This is a genomic window from Pseudomonas agronomica, from assembly GCF_025917275.1.
GTDB lineage: Bacteria > Pseudomonadota > Gammaproteobacteria > Pseudomonadales > Pseudomonadaceae > Aquipseudomonas > Aquipseudomonas agronomica.
This window is the reverse complement of the sequence record NZ_JAOSHO010001029.1, coordinates 1-504: the sequence shown is the minus strand read 5'-3', so window position 1 is coordinate 504 and position 504 is coordinate 1. Positions and strand designations below refer to the sequence as shown.

The 504-nt window shown below is 58.5% G+C and carries 1 protein-coding gene; it reads right to left on the bottom strand.

The window, feature by feature from the left end; all coding sequences use genetic code 11:
- Positions 1-19: 19 nt before the first annotated feature.
- Positions 20-403: a hypothetical protein gene (locus tag OC610_RS28740; RefSeq protein ID WP_264433177.1), complete on the bottom strand. Its 384-nt coding sequence runs from the start codon at positions 401-403 to the stop codon at positions 20-22.
- Positions 404-504 lie beyond the last annotated feature (101 nt).

Below are 504 nucleotides of genomic sequence, written 5' to 3'. Positions count from 1 at the left end.
CACAGGGGCAATCAGAAAATCAGTAACCGAGCCCGGCCTGCTTGAGGTACATACCCTGCTCATTCATGGCGATGCGGTATTTCAAAATATCGCCGGCCTTGAGCGTAATCTCCTGCGACCCGGGGGCGAGCATGCCTGGGTTGCAGCCCGGCGCCTGGCCTGGCAACAACTTGAGTCGCAACGAGAACCGACCCGGCGGCAGATTGAAAGACGTGCTGTCTTCCTGGAACAGCCGGGCGGTGAGTTGGTCCTGGATATAGATGCCGATTTCGCAGGACGTCGCCACTTCCAGGCGCTCGCGGGAAATGATAAGCACGCCGTAATCTTCTCCGGCAGCCGATGCCTGGGGGGCCATTGCTGAAAGACCGAGCATGCAAAACAGGCTGAACGCTGACCAGCGCATGGCTGAACCTCCGGTGTGAAATCTTCAATAAGTGCAGCTTGGCCGAGCTCGGCGCCGATTGCCAGCCCGGCAGTTTTTGGCAAAACTTGACCTTGCCATCG